The organism is Streptomyces sp. NPDC039465, assembly GCF_055639315.1.
Genome location: NZ_JBVKAP010000012.1, coordinates 153,383 through 176,486, shown reverse-complemented (window position 1 = coordinate 176,486; position 23,104 = coordinate 153,383). Strand labels below are relative to the sequence as shown.

General features: G+C 71.9%; 22 protein-coding genes and 1 tRNA gene. 11 read left to right on the top strand and 12 right to left on the bottom strand.

All coding sequences use genetic code 11. The features are described from left to right. Positions 1-101: 101 nt before the first annotated feature. The 4 genes from ACZ7LT_RS30910 to ACZ7LT_RS30895 all read left to right on the top strand — a co-directional run bounded on the left by ACZ7LT_RS30910 (position 102) and on the right by ACZ7LT_RS30895 (position 5,338). On the top strand, positions 102-887 hold the full coding sequence (locus tag ACZ7LT_RS30910; protein WP_471239409.1) for an MIP/aquaporin family protein: 786 nt from the start codon (positions 102-104) through the stop codon (positions 885-887). Positions 888-930: 43 nt separating this feature from the next. After that, positions 931-2,478, top strand: coding sequence for a glycerol kinase GlpK (gene glpK, locus ACZ7LT_RS30905; RefSeq protein WP_471239408.1), 1,548 nt, complete (start codon positions 931-933; stop codon positions 2,476-2,478). 16 nt (positions 2,479-2,494) lie between these two features. Continuing rightward, a complete protein-coding gene (locus ACZ7LT_RS30900; protein WP_471239407.1) occupies positions 2,495-4,102 on the top strand; it encodes a glycerol-3-phosphate dehydrogenase/oxidase in 1,608 nt (535 codons plus the stop codon). Positions 4,103-4,318: 216 nt separating this feature from the next. Further along, positions 4,319-5,338 carry a PAC2 family protein gene (locus tag ACZ7LT_RS30895; protein ID WP_471239406.1) on the top strand — a complete coding sequence of 340 codons (1,020 nt, stop codon included), beginning with the start codon at positions 4,319-4,321 and terminating at the stop codon, positions 5,336-5,338. A 207-nt stretch (positions 5,339-5,545) separates the two neighbouring features. On the opposite strand, the gene mshC is transcribed toward ACZ7LT_RS30895, so the two are convergent. The 4 genes from mshC to ACZ7LT_RS30875 all read right to left on the bottom strand — a co-directional run bounded on the left by mshC (position 5,546) and on the right by ACZ7LT_RS30875 (position 9,089). Then, the gene (mshC, locus tag ACZ7LT_RS30890) at positions 5,546-6,775 is read right to left on the bottom strand and encodes a cysteine--1-D-myo-inosityl 2-amino-2-deoxy-alpha-D-glucopyranoside ligase (RefSeq protein WP_471239405.1); all 1,230 of its coding nucleotides are present in this window, start codon (positions 6,773-6,775) and stop codon (positions 5,546-5,548) included. Between the two features lie 111 nt (positions 6,776-6,886). Further along, complete coding sequence (locus ACZ7LT_RS30885) at positions 6,887-7,705, bottom strand: SCO1664 family protein (protein WP_471239404.1); 819 nt, start codon at positions 7,703-7,705, stop codon at positions 6,887-6,889. Further along, entirely contained in the window at positions 7,669-8,259 is a 591-nt protein-coding gene (locus ACZ7LT_RS30880) for a DUF3090 domain-containing protein (protein ID WP_019885014.1), read from the bottom strand. The genes ACZ7LT_RS30885 and ACZ7LT_RS30880 overlap by 37 nt, the downstream gene beginning before the upstream one ends. A 131-nt stretch (positions 8,260-8,390) precedes the next feature. Further along, positions 8,391-9,089, bottom strand: a complete 699-nt coding sequence (locus ACZ7LT_RS30875) for a histidine phosphatase family protein (protein WP_471239403.1) — start codon at positions 9,087-9,089, stop codon at positions 8,391-8,393. 63 nt (positions 9,090-9,152) lie between these two features. On the opposite strand from ACZ7LT_RS30875, the gene corA reads away from it, so the two are divergent. Beyond that, positions 9,153-10,145, top strand: a complete 993-nt coding sequence (corA, locus tag ACZ7LT_RS30870; RefSeq protein ID WP_471239451.1) for a magnesium/cobalt transporter CorA — start codon at positions 9,153-9,155, stop codon at positions 10,143-10,145. Between the two features lie 21 nt (positions 10,146-10,166). On the opposite strand, the gene ACZ7LT_RS30865 is transcribed toward corA, so the two are convergent. Together ACZ7LT_RS30865 and ACZ7LT_RS30860 are read right to left on the bottom strand one after the other, a co-directional pair. Next, complete coding sequence (locus tag ACZ7LT_RS30865) at positions 10,167-10,952, bottom strand: ferritin-like domain-containing protein (protein WP_471239402.1); 786 nt, start codon at positions 10,950-10,952, stop codon at positions 10,167-10,169. 258 nt (positions 10,953-11,210) lie between these two features. Then, on the bottom strand, positions 11,211-12,260 hold the full coding sequence (locus tag ACZ7LT_RS30860) for an LLM class F420-dependent oxidoreductase (RefSeq protein WP_471239401.1): 1,050 nt from the start codon (positions 12,258-12,260) through the stop codon (positions 11,211-11,213). 141 nt (positions 12,261-12,401) lie between these two features. On the opposite strand from ACZ7LT_RS30860, the gene ACZ7LT_RS30855 reads away from it, so the two are divergent. Next, complete coding sequence (locus ACZ7LT_RS30855) at positions 12,402-13,391, top strand: aldo/keto reductase (RefSeq protein WP_471239400.1); 990 nt, start codon at positions 12,402-12,404, stop codon at positions 13,389-13,391. Further along, complete coding sequence (locus tag ACZ7LT_RS30850; protein ID WP_471239450.1) at positions 13,376-15,514, top strand: helix-hairpin-helix domain-containing protein; 2,139 nt, start codon at positions 13,376-13,378, stop codon at positions 15,512-15,514. Before ACZ7LT_RS30855 ends, ACZ7LT_RS30850 begins: the two co-directional genes overlap by 16 nt. 211 nt (positions 15,515-15,725) lie before the next feature. Here the strand turns inward: ACZ7LT_RS30850 and ACZ7LT_RS30845 are convergent, their stop codons facing one another. Continuing rightward, positions 15,726-16,382 (bottom strand): hypothetical protein, encoded by a 657-nt coding sequence (locus tag ACZ7LT_RS30845; protein WP_471239399.1) that lies wholly within the window; start codon positions 16,380-16,382, stop codon positions 15,726-15,728. 47 nt (positions 16,383-16,429) lie between these two features. Here ACZ7LT_RS30845 and ACZ7LT_RS30840 point away from each other — a divergent pair, with 47 nt between their 5' ends. Beyond that, positions 16,430-16,618, top strand: a complete 189-nt coding sequence (locus ACZ7LT_RS30840) for a DUF5703 family protein (RefSeq protein ID WP_019885022.1) — start codon at positions 16,430-16,432, stop codon at positions 16,616-16,618. Between the two features lie 74 nt (positions 16,619-16,692). On the opposite strand, the gene ACZ7LT_RS30835 is transcribed toward ACZ7LT_RS30840, so the two are convergent. From ACZ7LT_RS30835 to ACZ7LT_RS30825, 3 genes are all read right to left on the bottom strand, one after another. Continuing rightward, positions 16,693-17,520 (bottom strand): chaplin, encoded by an 828-nt coding sequence (locus tag ACZ7LT_RS30835; RefSeq protein WP_471239398.1) that lies wholly within the window; start codon positions 17,518-17,520, stop codon positions 16,693-16,695. Positions 17,521-17,658: 138 nt separating this feature from the next. Next, positions 17,659-17,892, bottom strand: coding sequence for a chaplin ChpH (chpH, locus tag ACZ7LT_RS30830; RefSeq protein WP_471239397.1), 234 nt, complete (start codon positions 17,890-17,892; stop codon positions 17,659-17,661). Between the two features lie 163 nt (positions 17,893-18,055). Beyond that, positions 18,056-19,393, bottom strand: coding sequence for a M20/M25/M40 family metallo-hydrolase (locus ACZ7LT_RS30825; RefSeq protein ID WP_471239396.1), 1,338 nt, complete (start codon positions 19,391-19,393; stop codon positions 18,056-18,058). Positions 19,394-19,589: 196 nt separating this feature from the next. On the opposite strand from ACZ7LT_RS30825, the gene ACZ7LT_RS30820 reads away from it, so the two are divergent. The 3 genes from ACZ7LT_RS30820 (at position 19,590) to ACZ7LT_RS30810 (ending at position 21,109) form a co-directional block, all read left to right on the top strand. Beyond that, positions 19,590-19,677 (top strand) — tRNA-Leu (locus ACZ7LT_RS30820). Between the two features lie 131 nt (positions 19,678-19,808). Then, positions 19,809-20,144, top strand: a complete 336-nt coding sequence (locus ACZ7LT_RS30815; protein ID WP_471239395.1) for a cupin domain-containing protein — start codon at positions 19,809-19,811, stop codon at positions 20,142-20,144. Positions 20,145-20,182: 38 nt separating this feature from the next. Then, complete coding sequence (locus ACZ7LT_RS30810) at positions 20,183-21,109, top strand: RluA family pseudouridine synthase (protein WP_471239394.1); 927 nt, start codon at positions 20,183-20,185, stop codon at positions 21,107-21,109. Here the strand turns inward: ACZ7LT_RS30810 and ACZ7LT_RS30805 are convergent. Together ACZ7LT_RS30805 and ACZ7LT_RS30800 are read right to left on the bottom strand one after the other, a co-directional pair. Then, positions 21,093-21,722, bottom strand: coding sequence for an MBL fold metallo-hydrolase (locus ACZ7LT_RS30805; RefSeq protein WP_471239393.1), 630 nt, complete (start codon positions 21,720-21,722; stop codon positions 21,093-21,095). The genes ACZ7LT_RS30810 and ACZ7LT_RS30805 overlap by 17 nt on opposite strands. Beyond that, positions 21,719-22,807: an S-(hydroxymethyl)mycothiol dehydrogenase gene (locus ACZ7LT_RS30800; RefSeq protein ID WP_471239392.1), complete on the bottom strand. Its 1,089-nt coding sequence runs from the start codon at positions 22,805-22,807 to the stop codon at positions 21,719-21,721. The genes ACZ7LT_RS30805 and ACZ7LT_RS30800 overlap by 4 nt, the downstream gene beginning before the upstream one ends. Between the last annotated feature and the right edge of the window lie 297 nt (positions 22,808-23,104).

The window sequence follows — 23,104 nt, the reverse complement described above, 5'->3', positions numbered from 1 at the left end:
CGCAAGGCCACGGGACCGGCAAACGCCCTCACCTGAGGGCGCGGACCACCGGAGGGACCCGGGGTTCGCCTTCCCCTGGACGAAGGACAAAGGAGTCGCGGGTGTCCAGCTCCGACATCTTCATCGGCGAGATCATTGGTACCGCCGTACTCATCCTGCTGGGCGGTGGCGTGTGCGCCGCCGTCACGCTGAAGCGCTCTAAGGCGCAGGGCGCCGGCTGGCTCGCGATCACCTTCGGGTGGGGCTTCGCGGTCATGACGGCCGTCTACATGACGGGCACCCTCTCCGGCGCCCACCTGAACCCGGCCGTCACCGTCGGCATCGCGGTCAAGGACGGCGACTGGAGCAATGCTCCAATCTACTTCGCCGGCCAGATACTGGGCGCGATGATCGGTGCCTTCCTGGTCTGGGTCACGTACTACGGACAGTTCCAGGCCCACCTCACCGACGAGGCGATCATCTCGACGCCGCACGAGGAAGGCATGGTCGACCAGAAGTCGGCCCCGAATGCCGGCCCGGTCCTCGGTGTCTTCTCCACCGGTCCCGAGGTCCGCAACGTCTGGCAGAACCTCGCCACCGAGATCATCGGCACGGTCGTCCTGGTCCTCGCGGTGCTCACCCAGGGCCTCAACGACAGCGGCAAGGGCCTCGGTGTGCTCGGCGCCCTGATCACCTCGTTCGTCGTCGTCTCCATCGGTCTCTCCCTCGGCGGCCCGACCGGCTACGCGATCAACCCGGCCCGTGACCTCGGTCCGCGGATCGTGCACGCCCTGCTGCCGCTGCCCAACAAGGGCGGTTCCGACTGGGGCTACGCCTGGATCCCGGTCGTCGGCCCGCTGATCGGCGGAGCCCTCGCCGCGGGTATCTACACCATCGCGTTCGCCTGAGCCGTACAGCCACCGCAGACCTGAGACTTCTTTGGAGCACACCGTGACCGACGCACACACCGCCGCCACCCACTCCCACGGCGCGGGGCCGTTCATCGCCGCGATCGACCAGGGCACCACCTCCTCCCGCTGCATCGTCTTCGACCGCGACGGACGCATCGTCTCCGTCGACCAGAAGGAGCACGAGCAGATCTTCCCGAAGCCGGGCTGGGTCGAGCACGACGCCGCCGAGATCTGGACCAACGTCCAGGAGGTCGTCGCCGGCGCCATCGAGAAGGCCGGCATCACCGCCGCCGACGTGAAGGCCATCGGCATCACCAACCAGCGCGAGACCACGCTGCTGTGGGACAAGAACACCGGTGAGCCCGTCCACAACGCCCTCGTCTGGCAGGACACCCGCACCGACGCCCTCTGCAAGGAGCTCGGCCGCAACGTCGGCCAGGACCGCTTCCGCCGCGAGACCGGTCTGCCGCTTGCCTCGTACTTCTCCGGCCCGAAGGTCCGCTGGCTCCTCGACAACGTCGAGGGCCTGCGCGAGCGCGCCGAGCGCGGCGACATCCTCTTCGGCACCATGGACTCCTGGGTCATCTGGAACCTGACGGGCGGCGTCGACGGCGGCCACCACGTCACCGATGTCACCAACGCCTCGCGCACCATGCTGATGAACCTGCACACCATGGGCTGGGACGACAAGATCCTTCAGTCCATGGAGATCCCGGCCGAGGTGCTGCCGGAGATCCGGTCCTCCGCCGAGGTGTACGGCACCGTCAAGGGCGGCGTCCTGGACGGCGTCCCGGTCGCCTCCGCGCTCGGCGACCAGCAGGCCGCCCTGTTCGGCCAGACGTGTTTCGCCGAGGGCGAGGCCAAGTCCACGTACGGCACCGGCACCTTCATGCTGATGAACACCGGTGACAAGATCATCAACTCCTACAGCGGCCTGCTGACCACGGTCGGCTACCAGATCGGCGACGAGAAGCCGGTCTACGCCCTGGAGGGCTCGATCGCCGTCACCGGTTCGCTGGTGCAGTGGATGCGCGACCAGATGGGCCTGATCAAGTCCGCCGCCGAGATCGAGACGCTCGCCTCCTCGGTCGAGGACAACGGCGGCGCCTACTTCGTCCCCGCATTCTCGGGCCTGTTCGCCCCGTACTGGCGCTCCGACGCCCGCGGTGTGATCGCCGGCCTGACCCGGTACGTCACCAAGGCGCACATCGCGCGCGCCGTGCTCGAGGCCACCGCCTGGCAGACCCGCGAGATCACCGACGCCATGACGAAGGACTCCGGTGTCGAGCTGACGGCCCTCAAGGTCGACGGCGGCATGACCTCCAACAACCTGCTGATGCAGACCCTCTCGGACTTCCTGGACGCGCCGGTCGTGCGTCCGATGGTCGCCGAGACCACCTGCCTCGGCGCCGCCTACGCCGCCGGCCTGGCCGTCGGCTTCTGGCCCGACACCGACGCCCTGCGTGCCAACTGGCGCCGGGCCGCCGAGTGGACCCCTCGCATGGACGCCGACAAGCGTGACAGCGAGTACAAGAGCTGGCTCAAGGCCGTGGAGCGCTCCATGGGCTGGCTCGATGAGGAAAACTGACGAGGAGTAGATCGACATGACCACCCTGCAGAGCGTCCCCGCCCTCGGGACGCACCCGGCTGCCGGTTCCCTGCCGAGCCGCGCCGAAACTCGGGAGCAGCTCTCCAAGGCGACGTACGACCTCCTGGTGATCGGCGGCGGCATCCTGGGCATCTCCACCGCCTGGCACGCCGCGCAGTCGGGACTGCGGGTGGCCCTGGTGGACGCCGGCGACTTCGCCGGCGCCACCTCCTCCGCCTCCTCCAAGCTGCTCCACGGCGGCCTGCGCTACCTGCAGACCGGCGCGGTGAAGCTGGTCGCGGAGAACCACTTCGAGCGGCGTGCGGTGTCGCGTCAGGTGGCACCGCACCTCGCCAACCCGCTCACCTTCTACCTGCCCGTCTACAAGGGCGGCCCGCACGGCGCCGCCAAGCTCGGCGCGGGCGTCTTCGCCTACAGCGCCCTGTCCGCGTTCGGTGACGGCGTCGGCCACCTGCTCTCACCGGCCAAGGCCGCGCAGGACGTGCCCGAGCTGCGTACGGACAACCTCAAGGCCGTGGCCGTCTACGGCGACGACCAGATGAACGACGCGCGGATGGCGCTGATGACGGTCCGCGCGGCGGTCGCCGCCGGCGCTGTCGTCCTCAACCACGCCGAAGTCACCGGACTGCGCTTCACCCGGGGCCGGGTCACCGGCGCCGACCTCAAGGACCGTACGAACGGCGAGGAGTTCGGCGTCGACGCGCGCCTCGTCCTCAACGCCACCGGCCCCTGGGTCGACCACCTGCGCAAGATGGAGGACCCGAACGCGGCCCCCTCCATCCGGCTGTCCAAGGGCGCGCACCTGGTCCTCAAGCGCACCTCCCCCTGGAAGGCCGCGCTCGCCACCCCGATCGACAAGTACCGCATCACCTTCGCCCTCCCCTGGGAGGACATGCTGCTGCTCGGCACGACCGACGAGGAGTACGAGGGCGACCCGGGCGAGGTCGCGGTCAACGACAAGGACGTCACCCAGATCCTGGACGAGGCCGCGTTCTCCATCCGCGACCAGCAGCTGTCCCGGGACCTGATCACGTACTCCTTCGCCGGTCTGCGCGTGCTGCCGGGCGGTCCCGGCGACACCTCCAAGGCCAAGCGCGAGACGGTCGTGACCGAGGGCCGCGGCGGCATGCTGTCGGTGGCCGGCGGCAAGTGGACGACCTTCCGCCACATCGGCCGTACGGTGATGAAGAAGCTGGAGCAGCTGCCGGGCCGGCCGCTGGGCGAGGACTACGAGCCGGTGTCGGAGCTGCCCAAGCGGCTGCCGCTGCCCGGTATCGCCAACCCCAACGCGGTCGTGCACCGGCTGCTCGTCGACGGCCCGGCCCCGGGCCCGCGGATGGCCGCCGACACCGCCAAGCACCTGGCGACGCACTACGGTTCGCTGTCGTTCGACATCGCCCGCATGGCGAACGACAACCCGGAGCTCGCCGAGCGCATCCACCCGGACGCCCCGGAGATCTGGGCGCAGGTCGCCTACGCCCGTGACCACGAGTGGGCCGAGACGGCGGACGACGTGCTGCGGCGGCGTACGACGCTGACCATCCGCGGCCTGGCGACGGACGAGATCCGCGCCAAGGTCGAGGGCATACTCGCGGCCAAGTAGGCCCGCGGGAGCGTGCGGGTAAGGGGCGGTCTCCCTGGAGGCCGCCCCTTACCCGTTCCTCTGTGGCCCCGACGGAATCCGTCGTGTGCCGGCCCTGGATCGTGGGTAGTCGATCAAGGCCGGGACGCATCCCGGACGCGTACGGGGGCTGCGGCCCGGCCCCCGGAAAGCCGTAAGGTTGGTCCGTACGACAGGAACTTCGGAAGGAGGCGCTGGGTGATCGAGCTCGAGGGGGTTCCCGAGCTGATCGACCCGGTCATGGTGGCCGCGTTCGAGGGCTGGAACGACGCCGGCGACGCCGCCTCCACCGCGGTCGCGCACCTGGAACGGGAGTGGAAGGGCGAGGTGTTCGCGGCGCTCGACGCCGAGGACTACTACGACTTCCAGGTCAACCGGCCCACGGTGTGGCTGGACGGCGGCGTGCGGAAGATCACGTGGCCGACGACCCGGCTCTCGGTGGTCCGGGTCGGCGGCGACAAGCCCCGCGATCTGGTCCTGGTGCGCGGTATCGAGCCGTCCATGCGCTGGCGTTCGTTCTGCAACGAGATCCTCGGCTTCGCGCATGAGCTGGGCGTGGAGATGGTGGTGATCCTGGGCGCGCTGCTCGGTGACACCCCGCACACCCGCCCGGTGCCGGTCAGTGGTGTCACCTCCGACCCGGATCTGGCGCGGACCATGGACCTGGAGGAGACCCGCTACGAGGGGCCGACGGGCATCGTCGGCATCCTCCAGGAGGCGTGCACGCACGCGGGCGTGCCGGCGGTGAGCCTGTGGGCGGCGGTGCCGCACTACGTGTCGCAACCGCCCAACCCGAAGGCGACGCTGGCGCTTCTGAACCGGCTGGAGGATCTGATCGATCTGCGGATCCCGCTGGGCGAACTGCCCGAGGACGCGCGGGCCTGGCAGCTCGGGGTGGACCAGCTGGCCGCCGAGGACAGCGAAGTGGCGGAGTACGTCCAGACGCTGGAGGAGGCGCGGGACACCGCGGATCTGCCGGAGGCGTCCGGCGAGGCGATCGCCCGCGAGTTCGAGCGGTATCTGCGGCGGCGCGACGGCGGCCCCGCCCAGGGCCCGGGGCACGCCACGGAGAGCGGCGACAGCTCGTATCTGCGGGACACCTCCAGCGGCCGTACGAAGCCGCCGAAGCCGCCCAAGGCGGAGCCGGGGAAGGCCGGTCAGGACGAGGACGGGGACGACGCCCGGGGCGCCCCGGGCGACGAGGCGTCCGAGGAGTGACCACGTCCGTCGGGTGACGACGCGGGGGCGGTGCCGGTCCGGCGCCGCCCCCGCCCGCGTCCCGGCCCGTCAGCAGATTGCCGGACCTGACACAAGGCCCATGGTCGCTGACGCCTCATCACATCCCTGACATTCCCCGCGTGTCAGACGTCCGGGAAACGCACAGGGCCGCCCGTGGAGCGCTGTCCACGGGCGGCCCTGAGACGGTCAGAGCGCGACGCCGAGGAGGGCGTCGACGGTACGGGAGACGAGGCCGGGCGCGGCCTCGTCCGTGCCGCCCTCGGCCTCCTGGAGCGCGGCCCAGCGGTCGACCGCGGCGAGCGCGGCGGGGGCGTCCAGGTCCTGGGCGAGCGCCTCGCGGACCTCCTCGACGAGCGCGTCGGCGGACGGCCCGTCGGGCCGGGAGACCGCGGCGCGCCAGCGGCCGAGCCGCGCGACGGCGTCCTCGAGGACCTGGTCGGTCCACTCCCAGTTGGCGCGGTAGTGGTGCGAGAGGAGCGAGAGACGGATGGCCGCCGGGTCGACGCCGTCGCGCCGGAGCTTCGAGACGAAGACCAGGTTGCCGCGGGACTTGGACATCTTCTCGCCGTCGAGGGCGACCATGCCGGCGTGCACGTACGCCCGGGCGAAGGGGTGCTCGCCGGTCAGGGCCTGGGCGTGCGAGGCGCCCATCTCGTGGTGCGGGAAGACCAGGTCGGATCCGCCGCCCTGGACGTCGAAGCCCATGCCGAGGTGGTCCAGGGCGATGGCGACGCACTCGATGTGCCAGCCGGGGCGGCCGGGGCCGAGGCTGGCACCGTCCCAGCTCGGCTCGCCCTCACGGGCGGCCATCCAGAGCATCGGGTCGAGGGGGTTCTTCTTGCCGGGGCGCTCGGGGTCGCCGCCGCGCTCGGCGGAGAGCAGCCGCATCGCCTCGGCGTCCAGGCCGGACACCTCGCCGAAGTGCGGGTCGGCCTCGACGGAGAAGTAGATGTCGCCTTCGAGCTCGTAGGCGGCTCCGGCGTCCCGCAGCCGCTCGACGAGCGGCACGATGCCCGGTATCGCCTCGACGGCACCGATGTAGTGCTGGGGCGGGAGCATCCGCAGGGCGGTCATGTCCTCACGGAACAGGGCGGTCTCCCGCTCGGCGAGGCCGACCCAGTCGATGCCGTCGCGGACGGCCCGCTCCAGGAGCGGATCGTCCACGTCGGTGACGTTCTGGACGTAGTGAACCTGCCGCTTGGTGTCGAGCCACACGCGCTGCACGAGGTCGAACGCGTTGTAGGTCGCCGCGTGTCCCATGTGGGTGGCGTCGTACGGCGTGATGCCGCAGACATAGATACGGGCGACGGGACCGGGGTCGAGGGTGACCAGACCGCCGGTCGCGGTGTCGTGGATCCGGAGGTCGCGGCCCTTGCCGGGCAGGGCGGGGACCTCAGAAGCGGGCCAGGCATGCATGTCTTGAAGCGTAACCGGACGCACGTTCCGGATACGAACCGGATCCGGGATCTTGACCGAGAAGGCCCTCTTGCGGTCGTGGGCCGTTCGTGTAGGGGAGAACGTACCGGGTCAGACCGGTGGCCAGGGGATCGCCGGCCACTCGCCGGAGGGCTCCGGGTGCCGTCCTGTGGCGCGCAGTCGCGTGACACGCGCGCGTACGGCGTCGATCTCGGCGGGTGTCAGGAGCTGGGCCAGCCGGGTGGCGAGCGGCATGCCGTCGGCGAGCTCGGTCTCCAGCCGGGCGAGCACCTCGGCCGCCTCGGCCGGCAGCGGCTCCCCGGCCCAGCCCCACAGCAGGGTGCGGAGCTTGTCGTCCACGTGGAAGGTGACTCCGTGGTCGATGGCGTAGAGCCGCCCTTCGGGGGCGGGCAGCAGATGGCCGCCCTTGCGGTCGCCGTTGTTGATCACGGCATCGAGTACGGCGAGCCGGCGCAGATCGGGGTCGTCGGCGTGGACGAGCAGCGCGGTGTGGTCCTCGGCGACCTGGGCGAGCCCCACGGCCTTCCAGCCGTCGGCCGGTTCCTCGTCCTCGACCAGCGCGAGCAGGTTCGCCGCCGGGTCGGCCTCGATCCACAGCTGGCACATGCCCTCGCCGTAGGGCCCGTCGCGCAGCACCGTGGGCGGGACGAGCCCCCAGCCGGTCGCCTCGGAGAGGGCGTACGCGGCGACCTCCCGCTGGGCAAGGGTGCCGTCGGGGAAGTCCCACAGCGGGCGCTCCCCCGCGACCGGCTTGTAGACGCAGGCGGCCTCCTGGTCCTCGTAGGCGACCGAGCAGTACAGGACACCGTTGGAGGCCTCGCGGACCTGGCCGCGGACGGTGAGCTCGCCCTTCGTCAGGAGGTCGAGGATCGTCATGCTCCCCGGCGGTATCCGTTCTGGCGCGGGCACACATGTCCTTCCGGGTCGAGGGGCAGGCTGCACAGCGGGCACGGCGGGCGGCCGGCGTTGACGACGTCCAGGGCGCGCTTGGCGAAGGCCCTGGCCTGGGCGCCGGTGAGCCGGACCCTGAGCATCGGCGGGCCGTTCTCCTCGTCCTGCAGGAGCCGCTCCTCGGCCTCCGCGAGGTCCTCCTCGGTGTCGGCGTCCAGCTCGACGAGGGCCTGGGCCTCGACGATCATCCGCTGGTCCTCGCCGTCCCAGGCGAGCGCCATGGTGCCGACCCGGAACTCCTCCTCCACGGGAGAGTCCAGCGGGGCCGTGTCGGTGATCTCGGCCGGGGCGACGGCCGGCACGGGCGCGTTGCCGCCGGTGCGCCGTACGACCTCGTCGAGCAGTTCGTCGATCCGCTCGGCGAGGGCGGCCACCTGGGTCTTCTCCAGGGCGACGCTGGTGACCCGTCCTGCGGCGGAGGCCTGCAGGAAGAACGTACGGCGGCCAGGCAGCCCGACCGTACCCGCCACGAAGCGCTCCGGCGGGTCGTAGAGGAACACCTGACGGGACACGTCCCTGTCTCCCTTGAGTATCGACGGCTGATCGGACGGCTGTCTTGCGCGCGACGGCAATCGGGCCATGGGGGCCGGGGGTTGTCCCCCCTGGCGCTACGGCGCCTCATCCACCCTACTGCGCGGATCGATCACGGTGCGCCCGCACCGCCACCGACCTCGGCGGCCGCGCTCTCGCCGGTGGAATCGCCGCTCCCCCGGGGGATCAGCGCGCCGAAGTCGCCGGTGTCTCCCAGGCGCAGCAGAAAGGGCCGCAGCCGGGTGTAGCGGACGGCGGTCACGGAGCAGGGGTCGACGTGGATGCGCTGGAAGAGGTCGAGGTGCATCCCGAGCGCGTCGGCGACCAGCGCCTTGATGATGTCGCCGTGCGAGCACATGAGGTAGACGGCGTCCTCGCCGTGCTCGGCCTCCATGCGGGCGTTCCATTCGCGGACGGCCTCGACGGCGCGGTGCTGCATGGCGCGCATCGACTCGCCGCCGGGGAAGACGGCGGCGGAGGCGTGCTGCTGGACGGTCTCCATCAGCGGCTCGTCGGCGAGCTCGGCGAGCTTGCGTCCCGACCAGTCGCCGTAGTGGCACTCGCCGATCCGGTCGTCGGTGTGCAGCGGCAGCCCGGGGCGGGCGTCCAGCAGCGGCTGGAGAGTCTCCCGGCAGCGCTGGAGGGGGCTGCTGACGGCGGCGGCGAGCGGCACCCGCGCCAGCCGCCCGGGGAGCGCGGCCGCCTGCGCGGCGCCCCGCTCGTCGAGGGCGACGCCGGGGGTCCATCCCGCGAGGATCCCGGCGGTGTTGGCGGTGGAGCGTCCGTGGCGGACGAGGATCAGCGTGGCCATGCCCGCAAGGGTAGAAGCAGGAGGCGGGCCGTGGAGGTGCGAAGGCCCCGGGACGAAGGGAGAATACGCGCCGTGATCGTGGACTGTGCCATCTACAAGGAGGGCGCTCGGTCCGAGGGTCCCACCGATCTCTCGGACGCCCTGGCCCAGGCACGGGCCGAGGGGGACGCGTTCCTCTGGCTCGGGCTGTACGAGCCGACGGAGAAGGAGTTCGGTCATGTCTCGGAGGAGTTCGGGCTGCACCCGCTGGCGGTCGAGGACGCGCTGAAGGCTCATCAGCGGCCGAAGCTGGAGGTCTACGACGACTCGCTGTTCATGGTCCTCAAACCGGTGGTGTACGAGCCGGAGAGCGACCGGGTCTCCACCGACGAGCTGATGCTGTTCGTGGGCGACTCGTTCGTGGTGACGGTCCGGCACGGCGACAGCGCCCCGCTGGCGGCCGTACGCAGGCGCCTGGAGGCCGACCCGGAGGTGCTGCGGCAGGGGCCGACGTCGGTGCTGTACGCGGTCGGGGACGCAGTGGTGGACCACTACATCGACGTGGCGGGCGAGCTGCAGGTGGACCTGGAGGAGCTGGAGGCGGAGGTCTTCGCCCCCGACGGCGGTCATCCGAAGACGACCGCGGCGCGGATCTACACGGCCAAACGGCAGGTGCTGGAGTTCCGCCGGGCCACCGGGCCGCTGGCGGCGCCGGTGACCCGGCTCGCGGCCGGGACCGTGCCGTTCGTGCACGCGGCGGCCCAGCCGTTCTTCCGGGACGTGGGTGACCATCTGACCCGGGCGAACGAGCAGGTGGAGGGGCTCGACCGGCTGCTGTCGGACATCCTGTCGGCGCATCTGGCGCAGATGGGGGTGCGGCAGAACGACGACATGCGGAAGATCTCGGCGTGGGCGGCGATGGCGGCGGTACCGACGATGGTCGCGGGGATCTACGGCATGAACTTCGACCACATGCCGGAGCTCACCTGGGCCTGGGGGTATCCGGGCGTGGTCGTGCTGATGGCGGCCGTGGAGGTCGGCCTGTACCGGCTGTTCAAGCGGCGTGGCTGGCTGTAGGACCGGCCGCGCCGCCGCCGGTCAGAAGGCGGGTGCCGGGGTGGCGGGGCCGCCAAGGGCGTCCCGCCGCTCGGGCATCTTGAGGGCGACCATGCGCCGCCAGCCGCCGGCGCGCTCGTAGGCGTACATGCCGTGGATACCGGCCTGGAGGGCAGCCGACTTGGCCTTGGGCCAGCGCAGGATGCGGCCCATGTGGCCCATGACGGCGAAGCTGACGTCGCGGTAGATCTTGATCTCGGCGAGCGCGCACTCGCGCAGCGTGTGCTGGATCGCCCGGCCGTGCCCGGCGCGGGCGAGGCGCAGCAACTCCTCGTGGCAGTAGGCGAGGTGGTTGTCCTCGTCGTTACTGATCATGCGGATGGCCTTGCCGACCTCCGGATGGTCGCCGAAGTACTTGACCAGCATCACCATCTGGTCGGCCGCGCGCTGTTCGGTGACGCGGCTGTGCGAGAGGTAGACGACGATGTCCCGCTCGTCCAGGGGCTCGTCGTTGCGGAGCTTGTCATGGGCGAGGCCGATGCCGTTCTTCTCCAGGAGCATCGTGTAGTCGGTCTCGGGCGGTACCTCGACCGGTTCCAGCTCGCGCTTCTTGAGCAGGGCGTGGAAGATGCGGCCGTGCTTGTCCTCGTCGGCACCGTGCCGGGTGATCTTGGGGGCGAGTTCACGCATGCTGGGCGGCACGAGCGCGGCGATCCGGGCGTTCTCCCAGCCACCCTGGCTCTCGCCGCTGGCCGCGATCGAGCAGAAGAGCTGGTAGGCGTCGTCGTTGTCGACGATCTCCTGGAACAGGCTGCGGGCCGAGAGCATCAGTGCCACCTCCGTGCGAGCGTCCGCGAAACGCAGAGGGGCTTCTCCCGGACACCCCGGGAGCAACCTCCGCAAAGGGAAAGTCAAGTGCGGGACGGAGCCGGAGGCAACAGATGGAGCCGGAGACTGGGCCGAAAGAAGGAGCGCACGCGGGCGTGGAGCCCCGTAACCGGGAGCCCGGCTCCGGCGTTGTGCTGCGTGACGGCCGTGGCGGGGAGACACCCCGAGCCCCCACCACGGCCGTGGGTCTTTCCGGAGTCAGGCGACGCCCGCGCGCTCCAGGGCCTCGGTGCCGGCCCGCAGCGCGGCGATCCGCTCGTCGAGCGTGAAGCCGGCGGGGGCCAGCGTGAGCGTGGTGACACCGGCCTCGGCGTAGGCCCGCATGCCGTCGGCGATCCGGTCCACGGAGCCGAGCAGCGTGGTCTGGTCGATCAGCCGGTGCGGTACGGCGGCCGCGGCGCCGGCCTTGTCCCCGGCCAGGTACTTCTCCTGGATCTCGGCGGCCTCCTTCTCGTACCCCATGCGCTGCGCGAGCTGGTTGTAGAAGTTCTGCTTGCGGCTGCCCATGCCGCCCACGTAGAGGGCGGTGTACGGCCGGAAGGTGTCGGCGAGGGCCTCGACGTCGTCGCCGAGGGCGATCGGGACGGTGGGGTGGACGTCGAAGCCGCCCATGGTCTTGCCGGCCTTCTCGCGGCCCGCGCGGATGTGGCGGAGCGCGGTCTCCTCCAGGTGGGCGGCGGAGGGGAAGATCAGCAGGGCGCCGTCGGCGATCTCGCCGGTCTGTTCGAGGTTCTTGGGGCCGATGGCGGCGATGTAGAGCGGGATCTCGTGGCGCGTGGGGTGGACGGTGAGCTTGATGGGCTTGCCGGGGCCACCGGGCAGCGGGAGCGTCCAGTGCTCGCCCTCGTAGGTGAGGCGCTCGCGGGACATGGCCTTGCGGACGATCTCAACGTACTCACGCGTGCGTGCCAGGGGCTTGTCGAACTTCTGGCCGTACCAGCCCTCGGAGACCTGAGGGCCGGAGACGCCGAGGCCGAGGCGGAAGCGGCCGCCGGAGAGGGAGTCGAGGGTGGCCGCCGTCATCGCCGTCATGGCGGGCTGGCGGGCCGGGATCTGCATGATCGCCGAGCCGATGTCGATCCGCTCGGTCTTGGCGGCGACGAAGGACAGGACGGTCGGGGCGTCCGAGCCGTACGCCTCCGCGGCCCAGCACACGTCGTAGCCGAGGCGGTCCGCCTCCTGGGCGACGGCGAGGTTGTCGCCGTCCATGCCCGCGCCCCAGTAGCCGAGGTTGATGCCCAGCCGCATGTCCACACCCTCTTTACTGATCAGTAACGTCTCTTTGGCGCGGACTCTAGCGCGCGGGCGGACGTTGCGTCAGGGGGCCTCGCGAGGGACGTTGTCCACAGGCTCTCTCCGCGTGGTGTCTTGGCCAGTACTCTCCCGCCCATGGAGCAGAGGCATCTCGGCCGTACGGGCCTGCGCGTGTCCCGGATCGGCCTCGGCACCCTCACCTGGGGCCGGGGCACCGACGAGCACGACGCCGCCGAACAGTTGAAGGCGTTCTGGGAGGCCGGTGGGACGCTGGTGGACACGGCGGACGTCTACGGCGGCGGTGAGGCGGAGTACCTGCTCGGGCAGCTCATGGAGCGCCTGGTGCCGCGGCGGGATCTGGTCGTCGCCACCAAGGCGGGCAGTGTGCCCCACCCGGATCCGGGGCGCCGGTTCGACGCCTCGCGCGGCCATCTGCTGTCGGCGCTCGACGCGTCGCTGGCCCGGCTCGGCACGGACCACGTCGATCTGTGGCAGGTCCACGCCTTCGATCCGCGCACCCCGCTGGAGGAGACCCTCCAGGCCCTGGACATCGCGGTGACCAGCGGACGCGCCCGCTATGTCGGCGTCGCCAACTTCTCCGGCTGGCAGCTGGCGAAGGCGGCCACCTGGCAGCTCGCCGCGACCGGCGGGCGTACCCCGCTCGCGGCGACCCAGATGGAGTACTCCCTGCTCCAGCGCGGCATCGAGCGGGAGGTGCTGCCCGCCGCGCGGGACCTGGGGGTCGGTCTGCTGCCGTCGTCACCGCTCGGCCGCGGGGTGCTGACCGGGAAGTACCGGGGCGGGACCCCGGCCGACTCGCGGGGCGCCTCGGAGACGATGGCGCCGTTCGTCGAGCCCTATCTCGACGATCCGTCGAGCCGGATCGTGGACGCGCTGGCGACGGCCGCGGACGGGCTCGCCGCGACGCCGCTCCAGGTGGCGCTGGCGTGGGTACGGGACCGGCCGGGAGTGACCGCGCCGATCGTCGGCGCGCGCAACGCGCAGCAGCTCACGGCGGCGTTGTCAGTGGAGAGCCTTAGTCTTCCTGACGAGATCTGCCGGGCCCTCGACGATGTGTCGGCGCCCGTGCACCGCTACCCCGATCAGGACTGGAGCACGTTGTGACTGTGCCTTCCGAGGAAGCCGCCGGCCCCGAGAGCGCCGGCGAGTCGGCCGACGAGGCCGAGCAGAGCGCCGAGGGCACGGCAGAGGTGTCCGAGGCGCAGGCCGAGCTCGCCGCCCAGCGCGAGCTGCGGGAGCGGATCGAGCGGCGCAAGGCCGAGAAGGAGGCGCCCATCGAGGCGGGCGCCAAGCTGAGCGGCACGGCCGCCGACCTGCTGGCGGCGGTACGGGCCGTGGAGAGCGGCGAGAAGTCCGGCGGCGCGTTCTTCGACTCCCCCGCCCCGGCCCCCCGCCGCGCCGTCCCCGAGCCCGCCGCGCCGGTACGGCCCCAGGTGCCCGGGCCGGCCGCGACGCCCGAGCGGGGCGTGACCCCGCAGACGCTCGCGTCGGTACGGGCGGTGCTGGCCCGGGGCGGCGCCCCTGAGGCGCTGGCCCCGCGGGCAGCGGGCGTCCTCGGCGAGGGCGCGGGCGAGCTGCTGGCCGAGGACCCGTGGCAGCTGCTGTCCCTGCCGGGCGTCCGCCCCGAGCAGGCGGACGGCTTCGCGCGGGCCCTGCTCGGCGACGCGTGCGGGCCGGGCGACGACCGGCGGACCACGGCTCTGGTCGGCTGGCTCCTTGAGCGGGCCGCCCTCCAGGGGCACACGGCCATGGAGCTGGCCGCCGTCCGGGAGGCGCTCGCCGAGCACAAGGTGCCGGACCCGGCGGAGGCCGTGCGGCACGCCGTGGCCGAGGGTGTGGTGCTCGTGTTTCAGGAGGAGGAGCAGGAGGAGCCCGGCGAGGAGGACGAGGAGGAGCTGGAGGGCGGCGAGGAGTCCGGCGAGCGGCCCGAGGGCGCGGCGGAGGCGGCCGAGGCCGGTCCGGTCCTGCTGGGCCTCGACCGGTACGCGCTCGCCGAGGAGTCCCTCGCCGACAGCCTCGCCCGGCTGGCCAGGACCGGCCCTTCGGACGACTGGGCCGAGGCGGCCGCCGCCGCGCCCTCGCCGTCCGCCGCCGACCTGATCCGGGCTTCCGCCGCCCATGGCCTGATCGTCCACACGGGCGGCGAGGCGGCCCGCGCCGAGCCGGTCGCGCTGGCTCGCGCGGCACGCGCCCTCGGCCTGCGGGCGGTCGTCGCGGCCCACAGCGAGAACGGCGTACGGCGCCTGGGTGAGGACGTGCAGGCGGTCACCGTGGCCGCCCTGCTCTCCGGAGCGGCCGGTCCTGGCCGGGACGCGGAGGGCGCGCTCGCCGTCGATCTGCTGGCCGTCCTCGACGCCCCGCAGCTGGACGTGGAGACCGCCGCGATGCTCGTGGAGTCGCTGCCCGACGGCTGCCGGCTGGTGCTCAGCGGTGACCCGGGGGTGCTCGGTTCGGCGGGCGCGGGGCGGGTGTTCGGCGACGTGCTGGCCGCACGGGTGTGTCCGCAGGTCGCCTCGCGGACCCCTGACCCGGGTCCGGTCGGTGAGCTGGTGTCGGGCATCGGGATCGGCGAGCTGCTCCCGGTCGAGGCGCCCGGCAAGGAGGTCGTGATCGTCCCGGTCCGGGACGCGGGCGAGGCGGTGCACCGCGCGGTGCAGCTGGTCGCGGACTCGGTCCCCCGGGCCTTCGCGCTCACGGCCGACCAGATCCAGGTGATCACCGTCGGCCACGGCGGCTCGGCGGGCACGCGCGCGCTGAACGCCGCCCTGAAGCAGCGGCTGAACCCCGGCCCCGGCCGGTTCGCCGGCTTCGACCCGGGCGACCGGGTGGCGTACGCACCGGCGCCGGGGCGGACGCTGACCGGGACGGTCGTCTCGGCGGACGTTGAGGGCCTGCGGCTGGACTGCGGCGGCGAGGCGGTCGTCGTACCGAAGGAGCGCGTGGAGCAGTCCGTCCGCCACGGCTGGGCCCTCACGGCGCACCAGTCGGCCGGCATGCGCTGGCCGGCGGCGGTCGTGGTCCTCCCGGGCGACGCGGCCCAGGGCCTGAGCCGCCCGTGGGTGTACACGGCCTTCGGCCGGGGCGAGCGCCACCTCTCAGTGGTCCACGGAGTGGACCAGGCCCTGCCGCGCGCGGTGTCCGAAATCCCCGCCACGGAACGCACGACCCGCCTGCGCCCCCTCCTGGAGTCCCTCCTCACGGAGCCGGAGGAGCCTCCGACCGCCTGACGGCCGTGGCCGGCTGCCCACGGGGCCGGACGAAACCTCCGGCGCCTCACGGCCGCGCTGGAAGCGGAGCCACACCCCCGCCGTGGCCACCCCAGGCCCCCGCCCACCGAGCCGACGCCGGTACCCCCACCGCCCTGACGGCCGTGGGGGTACCGGCATCGCCGGTACCCCCACGGATCGTCCCGCCCGGCTCACCTGGCCGGTGGCCCGGTCAGGTGGGCTCCGTGTCCAGGTCCTCCAGGTCTTCGTCGGTGTCGTCGTCGAAGACCGCGCTCACGTCGAAGCGGCAGACGATCCGCTCCGGGTCCGCCTGGTCGAAGGGGGTGGTCAGCCATTCGCCCGGTTCGGGGAGGTCGTCCACGGCTGAGACCCAGAGGGTGGAGTCACCCTCCTCAAGGCCGAACTCCTTGTGTCGGGAGGCGATTTCGTCCGGTTCGTACTCGCCGAAGAGGACGCCGATCGCCGCGTGGACGCTGTCGCCGACCACCGGCGCCGCCTGCGTGGCGTCGTCGTCGCGGTCGAGGTCGGCGATGCGCTGCGCCTGGGCGAGCAGCCGCTGCGGTTCCACGACGGCGTAGTCGCGCCGGATCAGCACGCTCAGCGCGTTCGGCTCCTCGGGACCGGCGTACGGCGGCATCGAGTCGTCGGCGCCCGGGATCTCGAAGGGCGTGACCTCGTCGTACCGGTCGTAGAGCCGCTCGTCGTAGGCCTCGGCGGCCGCGGCGAGGGCGTTGAACGCGCTGTAGACGGCCGGGTCGTCGTCGCCCGTGCGGCGTTCCACCGCCTCCAGGTGACGGTCCAGTGCGGCTTTGACCGCCTCGGCGGCGGCACGTACCTCGGCAGCGGTGGGCTGCGCAGCATCAGACATGGGACAGACGCTATCCGTACTGGGCCGGTGCCCGCACAATAGATGCGATGCCGGAATACGAATTTGTCGACGTGTACGTGCCGCGCGGCGTCTCCCGCAAGGAGGCGACGCGGCTGCTGACCGACCATGCCGAGTACGGACACTGGGAGTTGGACCGACTGAGCCTGCTCCGGGACGGCAGCCGCCGGGTGCGGCTGCGCCGGCGCATCATCCGCCAGGTCCGCGCCTCGTGGTGAGTGCCCGAAGACGACGGAGCGGGCCCCGCGGCTGCGGGGCCCGCTCCTTTGCGTAACGGCGGCGGACGGGCCGGTTACGCGGTCTGGCGGGCGCGGCGGTAGAGCAGCGCGCCCGCGAGCAGCATCCCGGCACCGACCGGGATCACCACGCCGAGGGAGGCGGCGCCGGTCTCGGCGAGCTCCTCGGTCGCGTCGTCCCCGGACGGCGACCCGGTCTGCGGACCGGGCTGGTTCGCCTTGCCCGAGTCGTCACCGGTGTCACCGGGCTCGCCCGGGTTCCCGGGCTGACCGGGCTGACCGCCGTTGCCGGGCTCACCGGGGTTGCCGGGCTGACCCGGCTGGCCCGGGTTGCCGGGCTCACCCGGGTTGCCGGGGTTCCCCGGGTTCCCCGGGTTTCCGGGGTTGCCCGGGTTTCCGGGGTTGCCCGGGTTTCCGGGGTTGCCCGGCTCACCCGGCTGCCCCGGGCCCGGGCGCTCGACGCCGGAACCGTTGGCGCATTCGTTGCCGAACGTCGGGTTGAGCACGCCGACCACGTCGACGCTGTTCCCGCAGGCGTTCACCGGCACATGGACCGGTGCCTGCACCTGGTTGCCGGAGGCGATCCCGGGGGAGTTGCTCGCCGTACCCGACGCTTCGGCCCCCTTGGCGTGGCGGCCCGAGGAGACGTTGGCGCACTTGTTTCCGAACGCGGGGTTGAGCACCCCGATGAGATTCACGGTGTTTCCACAGACGTTCACCGGCACATGCACGGGCGCCTGGACGGAATTGCCGGACGCGATGCCCGGCGAATTCGACGCGTTTCCGCCGGCGTTCGCATCGGCGTGCGCGTATCCGCCGCCGAGGGCGAGTACGCCGCCCGCGGCCGCCACGGTGATCAGGCCTTTACGCGTGACCTGTCGCATAGGTTGTTCCCTGCCTTCTAGGCTTCCGGACTGCCTCCGGGCGGATCACCCGGAGACGGAATGCCCACCGGCCCCGGAGTGCATGGCGTGCACTCCGGGGCCGGCCGGGCTCAGACCCTCACGGGTTGAGACGCAACGTCACTTGTTGATGCAGATGTTGCCGAAGGTGGGGTTCAGCAGCCCGATCACGGAGACCGTGTTGCCGCACACGTTCACCGGCACGTGAACGGGCACCTGGACGACGTTGCCGGACACAACGCCGGGGGAGTGCACAGCGGCACCCTGAGCACCCGCGTCGGCAACGGCGACGCCCGCACCCGCGAGCACGAGACCGCCAGTGGCAGCCGCAGCAGCGACGACCTTCTTGATCATTGTTCCTCCTTGTTGGCAATGCGGTCCCAGCCGCGGACCGCATCACCTGTAACGAGGGGGAACTATTGGGGCTACGAGCCTATGAGTCCATTCACCCTTTCCGGTTATCTCCGCACACTCGGACGAATTCGACGTACAAGAGCACGAGGATCAGCCGGTGATCTCAGGAAGCGTCGATGAAACGGTCCAGCACACGTACGCCGAACTTGAGTCCGTCGACCGGTACGCGCTCGTCCACGCCGTGGAACATGCCGGCGAAGTCCAGCTCGGGCGGCAGCTGGAGCGGGGCGAAGCCGAAGCAGCGGATGCCGAGGTCGTCGAAGGACTTGGCGTCCGTGCCGCCGGACAGCATGTACGGCACGGCCCGGGCGATCGGGTCCTCGGCGCGCAGCGCCAGCTGCATGGCGTCCACCAGGGCGCCGTCGAAGCTGGTCTCCAGCGCCTTGTCGCCGTGCACGTCCTCCCGCTTGACCCGGGGCCCGAGGATCCGGTCGAGGTCGGCCAGGAACTCCTCCTCGTAGCCCGGCAGGAACCGTCCGTCGACATGGGCGGTGGCCTGGCCGGGGATGACGTTCACCTTGTAGCCGGCGCCGAGCATCGTCGGGGCGGCCGAGTTCCGCAGGGTCGCGCCGATCATCTTGGCGATCCCGCCGAGCTTCACCAGCGTGGCGTCCATGTCCTCCGGATCGAGCGGGGTGCCCAGCGCGTCGGAGAGCTCGTCGAGGAAGGACCGCACGGTCTTGGTGACCCTGACGGGCCACTGGTGGCGGCCGAGGCGTCCCACCGCCTCGCACAGCTCGGTGATGGCGTTGTCGTTGTTGGTCATCGAACCGTGGCCCGCGGTGCCCTCGACGGTCAGCCGCATCCAGTGCATGCCCTTCTGGGCCGTCTCGACCAGATAGAGCCGCAGGTTCTCGTTGACCGTGAAGGAGAAGCCGCCGACCTCGCCGATCGCCTCCGTGACCCCGTCGAAGAGGTCGCGGTGGTGGTCGACCAGGTGCCGGGCGCCGTAGGTGCCGCCGGCCTCCTCGTCGGCGAGGAAGGCGAGGACGATGTCGCGCGGGGGCTTACGGCCGCTGCGCAGCCGGTCCCGTACGACCGCGAGGGTCATCGCGTCCATGTCCTTCATGTCGACGGCGCCGCGGCCCCAGACGCAGCCGTCGGCGACCTCGCCGGAGAACGGGTGGTGGGTCCAGTCCTCCGCGTTGGCCGGCACCACGTCGGTGTGGCCGTGGATCAGCAGGGCCGGGCGCGAGGGGTCCTCACCCTCGATTCTGGCGACCGTGGAGGCACGCCCCTTGTGGGACTCGATGATCTGGGGATCGAGGCCGACCTCGGCCAGCTTCTCGGCGACGTACTCGGCCGCGGCCCGCTCCCCCGGTCCGGAGTGGTCGCCGTAGTTGCTGGTGTCGATGCGGATGAGGTCGCGACAGAGGTCGACGACCTCATTCTCGGCGGTCTCGCCGGTGACGCCCCGGGCCGCGGTGTTCGACTCGCTCACGCTGCTTCCTCCCACTGTCACTGCTGGTGGTCCCCCTCATCCTCCCGCGCGCCGGTCCCGCGCCCAAGGGCGGGCCCCGGCCGTCGTACGGCCGTCACGGGCTCCGGCCTGGGAAGGGGTGGTGATCTGCCACCTCGAATGTTTGCTATGGTTTTCCACGTCGGAACGGCCCAGCGGCCCGAACGGCAGACACCTTGTCCGGGTGGCGGAATGGCAGACGCGCTAGCTTGAGGTGCTAGTGCCCTTTATCGGGCGTGGGGGTTCAAGTCCCCCCTCGGACACCACACGACAGACCGGTCGGGCCCCAGAGCCTGGCCGGTCTTCGTCGTTCTGTGGGGCTTTCGGTCCCTCCCGGCGTGCCCTTGGCCCCCGGCCCTGTCAGGGTCGGCTTGGGAGCACCAGCAAGGGAGGCACGATGATGGAGAAGTTCTCGCTGGACGCGACGGCCCGTGAGCAGCTGAGGGCGGCGCAGGCGGCCGACTCCGGCCGCAGTGCGACCACCCTGGTCGGCGGGCACGAGCGCATCCTGCGGCAGACCGTGGTGGCGATGACCGCCGGCACCACGCAGAGCGAGCACGAGACAGCGGCCGGCGAGGCGACGGTCCTGGTGCGGTCGGGGCGGGTGCGGCTGGACGCGGACGGACATGTCTGGGAGGCCCGCGACGGCGACCTGCTGGTGATGCCGGTGGGGGCGCACACCATGGAGGCGCTGGAGGACTCGGTCTTCCTGCTGACGGTGGCGATGCGCTGACCTGCGGCCGGCTCGCCGGAGCCGGATATCGTGCGGTGGTGAGACGCAGAGCGAGGACCCCGGCGGCGCCGCTCCCCCAGCGGGACGGGATCGATCCGGTACGGCTGAAGCTGCCCGCCGATCCGGACGCCGCCTGGCCGACCGTCCGCGACCATCTGCTGGCACGGTTCGCCGGGGCGATCGGGGCCGGGCGGGTGGACGCGATGCTCGCCGAGGGCCGGTTCGTCGGGACGGAAGGGCCGGTCGGGGGCAGGGAGCCGTACCGCGCGGGAACGTATCTCTGGTTCCACCGGGACTTTCCGCCCGAGCCGCCGGTGCCGTTCGGGATCGGGATCGTCCACCGCGACGAGCGGATCCTGGTGGTCGACAAGCCGCATTTCCTGGCGACGATGCCGCGCGGCAGCCATGTGACCGAGACGGCGCTCGCGCGGCTGCGGCGGGATCTGGGGCTTGAGCGGTTGCAGCCGGCGCACCGGCTCGACCGGCTCACGGCGGGGCTGGTGCTCTTCGTCGTACGGCCCGAGGACAGGGGCGCGTATCAGACGCTGTTCCGGGACCGGCGGGTGCGCAAGGAGTACGAGGCGGTGGCGCCGTACGACCCGGCGCTGCGGCTGCCGGTGACCGTGCGCAGCCGGATCGTGAAGGAGCGGGGGGTGCTGGCGGCGCGGGAGGAGCCGGGTGAGCCGAACAGCGAGAGCCGGATCGAGCTGATCGAGCACGCGGGCGGGCTCGGCCGGTACCGGCTGCTGCCGGCCACCGGCCGCACCCATCAGCTGCGGGTCCATATGAACCGGCTCGGGGTGCCGATCCTGAACGATCCGATCTATCCCGTGGTGGCACCCGAGGGGCCGGAGGACTTCACGCGGCCGCTGCAACTGCTGGCGCGGACGCTGGAGTTCACCGACCCCGTGACCGGCTCCCCGGTGCGGTTCGAGAGCCGGCTGCGCCTCAGTGGCCTCGTCTGAGCCACTCCTCCAGGTGGGGGGCCTCGGCGCCGATGGTGGTGGAGTCGCCGTGGCCGGTCCGTACGACGGTCCCCGGCTCCAGCGTGAGCAGCCGGCCCCGGATCGAGTCGATGATCGTCGGGAAGTCGGAGAAGGACCGGCCGGTGGCGCCGGGGCCGCCCTTGAAGAGGGTGTCACCGGTGAAGACGGTGGCGAGGTCGGGGGCGTGGAGGCAGACCGCGCCGGGGGCGTGGCCGGGGGTGTGCAGGACGTGCAGGTCCACGCCGGCGATGGTGAGGGTCTGGCCGTCGGACAGGTCGCCGTCCGGGGAGTGGCCGGGGTGGGTCTGCTTCCACAGCGGCTGGTCGGCGGGGTGGAGCAGGATCCGGGCGCCGGTGGCGGCGGCGAGGGCGGGGGCCGCGTCGATGTGGTCGTTGTGGGCGTGGGTGCAGACGATGGCCCGCAGGGTGCGGCCGCCGAGCGCGGCGAGGATGGCGGTGGTGTCGTGGGCGGCGTCGATGACGATCGCCTCCGAGTCGTCACCCACGATCCAGACGTTGTTGTCAACGTCCCAGGTGGAGCCGTCGAGGGTGAAGGTGCCGGAGGTGACGAGGTGGTCGATGCGGGCGGTCATCCCAGGACCACCACCGAGCGCAGGACGTCTCCCTCGTGCATCCGGGCGAAGGCCTTCTCGACGTCGCCGAGGCCGATGGTCTCGGTGACGAACGCGCCGAGGTCGATGCGGCCCTGCTGGTGCAGGTCGACGATGACCGGGAAGTCGCGGGAGGGCAGGCAGTCGCCGTACCAGGACGACTTGAGCGAGCCGCCGCGGCCGAAGACGTCGAGGAGGGGGAGTTCGAGCTTCATGTCCGGGGTGGGGACGCCGACCAGGACGACCGTGCCGGCCAGGTCGCGGGCGTAGAAGGCCTGGCGGTACGTCTCGGGGCGGCCGACGGCCTCGATGACGACGTCCGCACCGAAGCCGCCGGTCAGTTCGCGGATCGCCTCGACGGGGTCGGTGGAGCGGGAGTTGACCGTGTGGGTGGCGCCCATGGAGCGGGCGGTCTCCAGCTTCCGGTCGTCGATGTCGACGGCGATGATCCGGGCCGCGCCGGCGAGGCGGGCGCCGACGACGGCCGCGTCGCCGACTCCGCCGCAGCCGATGACGGCGACCGAGTCGCCACGGCCGACGTTGCCGGTGTTGATCGCGGCGCCGATGCCCGCCATGACGCCGCAGCCGAGGAGTCCGGCGACGGCGGGGTCGACGCCGGGGTCGACCTTGGTGCACTGGCCGGCGGCGACCAGGGTCTTCTCGGCGAAGGCGCCGATGCCGAGGGCCGGGGAGAGTTCCGTCCCGTCGGTCAGGGTCATCTTCTGCTTGGCGTTGTGGGTGTCGAAGCAGTACTGGGGGCGGCCGCGCAGACAGGCCCGGCAGCGGCCGCAGACGGCACGCCAGTTGAGGATGACGAAGTCGCCGGGGGCGACGTCGGTGACGCCGTCGCCGACCGACTCGACGATGCCCGCCGCCTCGTGGCCGAGCAGGAAGGGGAAGTCGTCGTTGATCCCGCCCTGTTTGTAGTGCAGATCCGTGTGGCAGACCCCGCAGGCCTGGATCTTCACCACCGCCTCGCCCGGGCCGGGGTCCGGGACGACGATGGTCTCCACGCGGACCGGCTCGTTCCTGCCGGTGGCGACGACCCCCTGGACCTGCTGCGGCATCGCGTCTTCCCTTCCTCGGTAACGGTGTCGGTACCACTATTCCGTGCTGTCGGGTGGAGATCCGCCGTCGATGAGAGGGTTTCGGCCAGCTGGCGCGGAGACCGGCAAGCCGGTGTCGCTGCCGTTCTTCGGCCCGTACACCACGGTCAACGGCAGGATCTGGCCGTATCTGGACGTCGACTTCGGCTGGTACCGCTTCCGGCGGCCGCCGCGACCACGGGGGCGGGCACGGCGGTCACCACTGACGTACGGAACGAGGCGGGGCCCCCACCGGAGTGTCCGGTGGGGGCCCCGCCC